General features: G+C 66.7%; 11 protein-coding genes. 6 read left to right on the forward strand and 5 right to left on the reverse strand.

All coding sequences use genetic code 11. The features are described 5' to 3' along the window. Positions 1-3: 3 nt before the first annotated feature. The 6 genes from VNM24_01090 to VNM24_01115 all read left to right on the forward strand — a co-directional run bounded on the left by VNM24_01090 (position 4) and on the right by VNM24_01115 (position 3,792). Complete coding sequence (locus tag VNM24_01090) at positions 4-390, forward strand: hypothetical protein (protein HWQ37194.1); 387 nt, start codon at positions 4-6, stop codon at positions 388-390. Between the two features lie 15 nt (positions 391-405). Continuing rightward, positions 406-990: a methyltransferase gene (locus tag VNM24_01095; GenBank protein HWQ37195.1), complete on the forward strand. Its 585-nt coding sequence runs from the start codon at positions 406-408 to the stop codon at positions 988-990. Between the two features lie 154 nt (positions 991-1,144). Further along, positions 1,145-2,242: a methylated-DNA--[protein]-cysteine S-methyltransferase gene (locus VNM24_01100; GenBank protein ID HWQ37196.1), complete on the forward strand. Its 1,098-nt coding sequence runs from the start codon at positions 1,145-1,147 to the stop codon at positions 2,240-2,242. Between the two features lie 555 nt (positions 2,243-2,797). Continuing rightward, the gene (locus tag VNM24_01105; protein HWQ37197.1) at positions 2,798-3,112 is read left to right on the forward strand and encodes a DUF883 family protein; all 315 of its coding nucleotides are present in this window, start codon (positions 2,798-2,800) and stop codon (positions 3,110-3,112) included. Between the two features lie 3 nt (positions 3,113-3,115). Beyond that, positions 3,116-3,505 (forward strand): phage holin family protein, encoded by a 390-nt coding sequence (locus VNM24_01110; protein ID HWQ37198.1) that lies wholly within the window; start codon positions 3,116-3,118, stop codon positions 3,503-3,505. After that, positions 3,502-3,792, forward strand: a complete 291-nt coding sequence (locus tag VNM24_01115) for a YqjK family protein (protein ID HWQ37199.1) — start codon at positions 3,502-3,504, stop codon at positions 3,790-3,792. Before VNM24_01110 ends, VNM24_01115 begins: the two co-directional genes overlap by 4 nt. 15 nt (positions 3,793-3,807) lie before the next feature. Here VNM24_01115 and VNM24_01120 read toward each other — a convergent pair whose 3' ends face one another. The 5 genes from VNM24_01120 to VNM24_01140 all read right to left on the reverse strand — a co-directional run. Beyond that, entirely contained in the window at positions 3,808-4,434 is a 627-nt protein-coding gene (locus VNM24_01120) for a DUF2238 domain-containing protein (GenBank protein ID HWQ37200.1), read from the reverse strand. Further along, complete coding sequence (locus VNM24_01125; protein ID HWQ37201.1) at positions 4,431-5,234, reverse strand: secretin N-terminal domain-containing protein; 804 nt, start codon at positions 5,232-5,234, stop codon at positions 4,431-4,433. Before VNM24_01125 ends, VNM24_01120 begins: the two co-directional genes overlap by 4 nt. Then, on the reverse strand, positions 5,231-6,028 hold the full coding sequence (locus tag VNM24_01130; GenBank protein ID HWQ37202.1) for a M90 family metallopeptidase: 798 nt from the start codon (positions 6,026-6,028) through the stop codon (positions 5,231-5,233). Before VNM24_01130 ends, VNM24_01125 begins: the two co-directional genes overlap by 4 nt. Beyond that, complete coding sequence (gene rmuC / locus VNM24_01135; protein ID HWQ37203.1) at positions 6,028-7,452, reverse strand: DNA recombination protein RmuC; 1,425 nt, start codon at positions 7,450-7,452, stop codon at positions 6,028-6,030. The genes VNM24_01130 and rmuC overlap by 1 nt, the downstream gene beginning before the upstream one ends. A gap of 147 nt (positions 7,453-7,599) precedes the next feature. Further along, the coding region (locus tag VNM24_01140) for a hypothetical protein (protein ID HWQ37204.1) at positions 7,600-7,833 on the reverse strand (234 nt) is incomplete at its 5' end.

Here is a 7,833-nt window from a genome sequence, read left to right on the forward strand (position 1 = left end):
TCGATGTCGACAGCGAAACCTAATCTGGCGGTGTGGATCATGGTCGCCGCCAATGCCGCTGCGGCGATCGGGCTTCTTGCGGCCTGGCCGTGGCAGAGCGGCTTGCGCGGAATGCTCTTCCTGATCGTGGGCATGGTGCACGTCGTGCTCACGGTGGGCCTGTGGCGGATGAAGAACTGGGCACGGATCCTGATGATCTGCTACGCCCTGTTCCAGTTCGCCGGCCTGTCCATCGCAACGGTCGTCACTTTGGCGCTCGTGCAGGCGGACGGGCTGACGCCCGGCGCGCGACTGGAACTTGTGCTGGCGGGCGTCGTGCTGCCGTTGCTGCTTTGGGCTGCAATCTACCTGCTGCGTCCGGCGGGCCAGGCGTTGTTCCTCCGGCACTGAGCCCGGCGATTCACGATGCCGCAAGACTCTTCCACACCGGAATTCTGGGAGTCGCGCTACCGCGAACACACGACGCCCTGGGATGCCGGGCGCGTGCCCGACGCATTGCGTGCCTACGCGAAGCGCTTGCGGCCCGGAACCCGGATCCTGATCCCGGGATGCGGCTCGGCCTACGAGGCCTACTACCTGATCGAGAACGGCTTCGATGTTCTGGCCATCGACTTCAGCCCTGCCGCAGTCGATGCAGCACGCCGCACGATGGGCTGTTTCGCCGATCATGTGAAGCTCGCCGACTTCTTCGACTTCGATATCGGTGAGCCCTACGACGTGGTCTACGAGCGCGCCTTCCTGTGCGCGCTGCCGCCCCGGATCTGGCCACAGTATCCGACGCGGATGAAGCAAGTGTTACGCCCCGGCGGCGAGTTGGCGGGATTCTTCTTCTTCAGGGAGACGGAGAAAGGCCCGCCTTTTGGGACTTCGCCCCAAGCGCTGCACGCGCTGCTCGACCCCGGTTTCGAGCAGGTGGAAGAGCGGCCGGTGGATGACTCGATTCCGGTGTTCCAGGGCGCCGAGCGCTGGCAGGTCTGGCGCCGGCGCTGACGGCCGCCGGCAGGCGTCGCCCGGCGGCAAGCTCCGCGCGAGTGCCCCAAGGGCCGCCGGTGCTAGCATCGAGCCGATCATGAGCGCACACGGCTTCAGGTTGTTCGACACGGCGATCGGACGTTGCGGTATCGCGTGGGGACCGCGCGGCATCGTGGCCCTGCAGTTGCCCGAAGCCAGCGAGTCGGCCACCCGCAGCAGAATACTGGAGCACTCGCCCGAGGCGAAGGAATTGCCTCCGCCGCCGGAAGTCCGGCACGCGTTGGAGGCCGTCGCCGCGTTGCTGCGGGGCGAGCCGGCCGAACTGTCCCGCGTCCCGGTGGACATGGTTGGCCTGCCGCCGTTCCATCGCCGGGTTTACGAAGCCGCACGCACCATCCCGCCGGGCGAGACGTTGTCCTACGGTGATCTCGCCCTGCGCCTCGGCACACCGGGCGCAGCCCGTGCAGTCGGTCAGGCGCTGCGCCGCAACCCGTTCGCGATTCTCGTGCCCTGCCACCGCGTGCTGGCGGCGAACGGCCGAATCGGCGGCTTTTCCGCCAACGGCGGCGTTGCGACCAAGCTGCGCCTGCTCGCCGTCGAGCGCACGCGCCGCGACGGCGCTGCGCCGTTCGCCAGCGCGTTCGGGTTCGATCCGGATGCGGCGCTCCGGCATTTGCATCGAGCCGACCCCGTACTGGGGCGGCTGATCGACGCGGTCGGCCCGTTCCAAATGCGGCTCAAGCCCGCAGCGAGCATTTTCACGGCGCTCGCCGAAGCCATCGTCTATCAGCAACTCACCGGCAAGGTGGCAGCAACCATCTTCGCGCGCCTGTGCGCTTTGTTCCCCCGTCCGCACGAGGGGCTGGACGCCGGGCGGATCCGGCGCGCACCCGACGCGAGGCTGCGCGCCGCCGGGCTCTCCCGCGCGAAGCTGCTGGCGCTCAAGGACCTCGCGCGCAAAACGGTGGCCGGCGAGATCCCTTCGCTGGATGAGATTCGCCGCATGGACGATGAAGCCATCATCGAACGGCTGACCGAGGTGCACGGTGTGGGCCGCTGGACTGTGCAGATGCTGCTCATGTTCCGCCTGGGCCGTCCGGACGTCCTGCCGGTGGCCGACTATGCCATCCGCAAAGGGTTCGCCAGCGCGTTCGGCCGGCGCGCGCTGCCTTCGCCCCGCGCACTCGAGAAACACGGACGGCGCTGGGCGCCGTACCGGACCGTGGCGAGCTGGTATCTGTGGCGCGCGGCCGAGCGGGCAGCCCGCTAGCCGCGCTCGGAGAGCGAGATCCGAAGGCGAGCTCAGGTGGTCTTCGGCGCGCATCCACGACCTTCCGGTCGGCCCGTCGCATGACATGCCCTCCAGCGCACGGCCGATCTTCAGCGGATCAGTCGACTGCGTTTGCTGGATCGCGGCAGCCAGCATCTCGACGACCCGAAACGGCGGAATGTAAGCGACATCGGACACCGCCTTGTGCCGGGCACCGTAGTCGAGCAGGCGTTTCTCCCACGCGCCATCCGCGGCGATGATGTGCCATGACCAGACGGTTTTCACTCGGTCGGCGCCCGCTCCCCGGATCTTGGCCATACGGCCGTTCGCCGCGAAGCGGAACCCTTGCGCGACCGGTGCGGTCGTAATGGATGCGCGGCCCACACGGCGGCTTGCAGCGCGCACCCGTCGTGGTCGCGCCGACCCCGGCCATGATGATTCAATGTGGACGGACTCTTGGCCATCCGTTGACCCAAGTCAAAGCACAGGCCGCTGTCATGTCGCAAATTGACGTTCGCAATCCGAACCTTCCTCTTTCAGACAAGGAGGTCTGCAATGGACGCCGATGTGAACACCCCGAAAGACAAGCTGGTAGCCGATTTCAAGGCCGTCATCCGCGACGCGGAGGAGCTCCTGCAGGCGACCGCGAATCAGGCGGGAGAGAAGGTGACCGCCGCACGCGGCCGCATCCAGGAAAGCCTGCGCAATGCCAAGGAAGAGCTTCAGGAGATCGAAGCGGCTGCGATGGAGAAGGCCAGAGTGGCCGCACGCGCCACCGACGCCTATGTGCACCAGCACCCGTGGCAGACCGCGGGCATCGCCGCGGCCGTTGGAATCGTCATCGGAATGCTCATCGGCCGCAACCGCTGACGCATGGCGCAGACCTCGTCGCACAGCGGGGGCTTGCTGCATTCCCTGCGCAGCCTCGGGACCACCTTGATCGGGCTGCTGCAGGCGCGGCTGGAAATCATTTCCGGGGAGTTCGAGGAGCAGCGGCTGCGCTTTCAGCAGTTGCTGCTCCTCGCTGTGGCCGCCGGCTTCTGCCTGGCGATCGCGGTCATGCTGGCCGTCGCCTTCGTCGTCGTGCTGCTGTGGGATACCTACCGCATCGCGGCGATCGGCGGCCTGTGCGTGCTCTTTCTGGCGGCCGGAGCCGCGCTCGTCGCCGTGCTGGTCGCCAGGGCGCGCGCGCGTCCGCGCCTGTTCGCGGTCACGCTGGGCGAACTGCAGAAAGACCGCGAAGCGCTGGCCACCGACCGATGATCTCCGCGCGCCTTCGACACCTGCAGGCCAGGCGAGCGCAACTGGTCGCGCTCGCCGCCCGGCAAAGGGACGACCTGGCCGCGGGGCTGCGGGCACTGAGCGGGCCGGTGCGGCTGGTGGACCGCGGAATCGCGGCATGGCACTACCTGAAAGCCCGGCCGCTCTGGCTTGCGGCCGGTGTCGCCCTCATCGTCGCGTTGCAACGCCGACGCGCGGTGGCCTGGATGTCGGGCGCTCTCGCCCTCTGGAGGCTCTACCGCACGGTGAGGTTGCGGCTTACGCCCTGATGGGCGCCGGCGCGTTCAGGCGGCCGGCGTCGCCTTGCGCAAGGACGCGAGCTGCCGCCGGTGCCAGCCCGAGAGCAGTGCCTGCGCCGCGATCGCACCGCACAGCGCCAGGAACATGTCCCACTGCGTGTCCCAGACGTCGCCCTGCGTGGCCAGGAACGCCTCCGCCGCGGTACCGGAGGCGACCGCAACCCACCACTCGATGAACTCGTAGAAGGCCGAGATCGCGAGCGCGATACAGCAGACGAGAAAGAACAACCACCCCGCTCCGCGAACCACCGCGTTGCGGATCAGGACTTCGCGCGCAATCATCGCGGGCACGAAGCCCTGCATGACGTGCCCGACCCGGTCGTAATAGTTGCGCGCCAGGCCGAACTCGTCGCGCAGCAGGCTGAACAGCGGCATCTCGGAGTAGGTCCAGTGCCCGCCCACCATCAACACCAGAGCGTGCAGCCAGATCAGGCAGTACAGCAGCATCGTCAGCTTGACGCGCGGGTAGATCGCCACCAGCACGATCGCCCCGATGATCGCGGGCAGCACTTCCAGGAACCAGACGAACGGATCTTTTGGCTTGTAGCCGGACCAGGCCAGGATCGCGAGGAACGAGCCCAGCAACGCCAGGTGCCAGTGTGTGGCTTTCAAGGAAGGCGATCGACCTTGACAAAGATCCGCCGCCGCTCCGCGTCCGTGCGGCTGCGGTAATAGACGGCTCCGGACTCCTTGCGGTCCTCGTCCTGCAGAACGCCGCCGACTTCGATCCACTCGCCCAGTCTCCCCGAGACCACCGACTCGACCCGCTGGATCCGCACGATGCCGTGCCGATCGTCCGCCACGGCATCGCGTCGGGTCGCGAGCTGGATCGTGACCCGATCGGCGTGCACGCGCGGCTGCGCGTAGAAGCCGGTATCGACATCGCGGTACTGGAGGGTCTCGGTTTCCCGCACCACGCCGCCGGGGCCGATCGTGCTCTGGCGGCTGCGCACCGGGACCGATGCACCCAGGCGGATGAACGCCGCGTTGCCCTCCAGGACCTGCACGGTCTGGGTCGCGCGTCCGGCATGGTCCGAGCGCGTGCTCTGCGCTCTGCCGCGCACCTCATCCGGACCCGTGCCGATCCGGCCCTGCGCTTCGAGATCCGTCCCGGATCGCAGCGCCGATTCTTCCTGCCTGACCGAGATCACGAGCCGCTTGGGCAGGCCGTCCACCGTCTCGAGCACGGTGCGCAGCTCGGCCAAGTTCTCCGGCGTGGTCCTGACCACCAGCTTGTTTTGCATGCCGGTGATCGTTGCGCCGGGAGCGAGCAACGGCTGCAACACCGGGATCACATCCGCGGCGCTGCGGTAGCGCAGTTCGATGACTTCCAGCACTTGCTGCTGCGCGGGCGTGGGCACGGCACAGAACCAGAAAAGCAGCACGCCCGCCGCCGCCCGCCACCGTTTCACGAGGCCTTCCTGAGTCTGAACTCGCGCGGCAGCTCGCGCGAGGCGGGATCCTGCCGGTAGAACAGCGCAAGCTGCCGGTAGACGGCCGGATAGGTTTCCCTGACCAGGTCGGGGATCTCGAAGAAGGCTTCGGAGAGGACCGCGAAGAACTCTCCCGGCGATTCCGCCGCGTAGGGATCGATCTCGGTGTGCTCGCCGGCCGCCACGCGCCTGGAAAAGTCCTCGTAGGCGGTCGTGAATGCCGCGGTCCAGTCCTCCCGTCTCATGCCGGCATGCAGCGGCGGGAAGCCGTTGGCCTCCCCGTTGAGCATGTCGAGCTTGTGGGCGAATTCGTGGATCACGACGTTGGCGCCGTCGCCCTCCCAGGCGTATTCCACATCGGCCCAGGACAGGATGACCGGCCCCCGCAGCCACGCCTGTCCGGCGTAGGGCGTGTCGTCGATCTCGATGAGACCGTGCTCGTTGCGAAATTCGTGACGCGGGACGAATTCGTCCGGGTAGACGATGATCTCGACCCAGCCTTCGTAGGAATCGAGCCCGAGATTCAGAACGAGGATGCAGGCTTGGATGGCGATACCGAGGCGCATCTCGTCGGTGAGCGCCAGACCGCCGGCGGCGGAGATCTGCTTCTCGTGCAGGAACAGAATCACCAGGTTGCGCAGCCGCTCGCGCTCCTCGTCGGTCAGGCGCTGCACGAACGCGAAGCGCCCGGCAACCCGCTCCCACAGCGCCTGGTCCAGCGAGCTGCGCTTCAGAACGCGGTTCCTGCGCCAGCTGCGGAGAAGGCCGAACATCAGCTCTGGGGTTCCTCCGGCGGCGACTCGAGCAGCTCCCGCTCGAGCTGCTCCACTTCCGACAGGTGTTCGAGCTCCACCCGCTCGATCTGCTCGAAGCGCCGGGTGATCTTGTCGCTGGTGACGCGCACCTGCTCGGCGTCCTCATGGGCCTGACGGATATGGTCGGCCAGCCGCTTCATGCGCTGGTCGAAGCGGGCGAACTCCCTGCCGAGCTTGCCCAGCTCGTCCTTGATGATGTGCACCTGCCTGCGCGTCTCGACATCCTTCAAGACCGCGCGCGCGGTATTGAGCACGGCCATCATGGTGGTCGGCGAAACGATCCACACCCGGCGCTGCATCGCGTAGTCCACCACTTCCCTGTGGTAGGCGTGGATCTCCGCGAACACGGCCTCGGCCGGCACGAACATCATCGCACCGTCGGAAGTCTCTCCGGGAATGATGTACTTGTCCGCGATGTCTTCGACGTGACGCCTGATGTCGGCACGGAAGTCGCGTTGCGCCTGCAACCGCTCGCCCTCGCCAGCATCGTAGTCGAACATGCGGTGATAGTTCTCCAGCGGAAACTTGGCATCCACGGCGACCAGCCCGGTGGGCTCCGGGAGCAGCAGCACGCAGTCGGCGCGGTTGCCGTTGGACAGGGTGTGCTGGAACTCATACGCCGAGGGCGGGAGCATGTTGCGCACCAGGGATTCGAGCTGCACCTCGCCGAATGCGCCGCGCGAGCGCTTGTCGCCCAGCAGCTCCTGCAGGGTCACCACGTTGCTGGTCAGCCCGTCGATCTTCCGTTGCGCCTCGTCGATGGTCGCAAGCCGCGCCATCACGTTGACGAAGGTCTCGTTGGTCTTCCGGAAGCCTTCCTCGAGGCGCTCGTGCACCTTGCCGGAAATCTGCTCAAGCTTCGAGTCGGTGGTTCTGGTGAGAAGTTCCAGCGACGCGGCGAGCTGCGCGGCCACGTGGCGCAGCGTGCTCTGGATCAGTTCCTGCTCGGCCCGGTTCTGCTCGGCGAGCTTCTCCAGGATCTTGGTCAGCACTTCGGCGCGAAGCTGGTCGTGCTTGCTCTGCAGATCCGCGCTCAGCTCGCCCAGCCGCCTCGTCAGGGTTTCACGGTTGGCGGAAAGCTCTTCCACCTGCTTGACCTGGAGCGCGCCCATGGTCGAACGGGCCTGGGTCAGTTCCTGGGTCAGCGTCGTTCGAAGCCGTTCGAGGGTCTCGCTCTGCGCGCTGGTCAGGCGGTCCCCGAGCGCGTTGAGCCCTGCATTGAGGTCCCTCACCATCGCGAGGTGCTTGTCCTCGAGCCCGCGCGCCATCGCGTCCGGGGTCGCGCGCGTGCGGCTGAGCAGCACGGCCATCATGATCACCGCGATCAGCGAGATGAGGACCGATGTCAGGGAAAGGATCAGCCAGGCCGGGAGGTCGAGCATGGGCGGATTCTAGCTTACCCTCTGGAACGCTACGGCACAGATGACCTTCTCATCCACTGGCTCCGAGCGCCCCTTCAGTTCAGCAGTGGCGTTGTCGCGGAGGGCGGGTTTTTTCCTCAGACGATTCCTGGCAGCGGCGAGAACGCATCAAACGCCGAAACCAAAGGACACCAAGAGTGCCAGCAAAGCCAATCCAAAGACGCGCTTCTGCCACCCGACCGGCGCGAATTTCTTGTTCATCAGAAGAGTGAGGTCAAAACCCAACGACGCCACAGCGAGACCCAGCACAACGCTGGCCGCTTGAAATGTCGGTGTGAACCAATTCGGGGGAAGCTTGCGGTCTGTGTTGATGCGCTGGTCAGGTGCGCTCTCCATGGGTGC

It is taken from the genome of Burkholderiales bacterium (assembly GCA_035560005.1).
GTDB lineage: Bacteria > Pseudomonadota > Gammaproteobacteria > Burkholderiales > Eutrophovitaceae > DASRFY01.

Coding starts and splice junctions, on each gene's coding strand:
- VNM24_01090 (HWQ37194.1), top strand. CDS start 4: ATGTCGACAGCGAAACCTAATCTGGCGGTGTGGATCATGGTCGCCGCC.
- VNM24_01130 (HWQ37202.1), bottom strand. CDS start 6,028: ATGTTCGGCCTTCTCCGCAGCTGGCGCAGGAACCGCGTTCTGAAGCGC.
- rmuC (HWQ37203.1), bottom strand. CDS start 7,452: ATGCTCGACCTCCCGGCCTGGCTGATCCTTTCCCTGACATCGGTCCTC.
- VNM24_01110 (HWQ37198.1), top strand. CDS start 3,116: ATGGCGCAGACCTCGTCGCACAGCGGGGGCTTGCTGCATTCCCTGCGC.
- VNM24_01105 (HWQ37197.1), top strand. CDS start 2,798: ATGGACGCCGATGTGAACACCCCGAAAGACAAGCTGGTAGCCGATTTC.
- VNM24_01115 (HWQ37199.1), top strand. CDS start 3,502: ATGATCTCCGCGCGCCTTCGACACCTGCAGGCCAGGCGAGCGCAACTG.
- VNM24_01095 (HWQ37195.1), top strand. CDS start 406: ATGCCGCAAGACTCTTCCACACCGGAATTCTGGGAGTCGCGCTACCGC.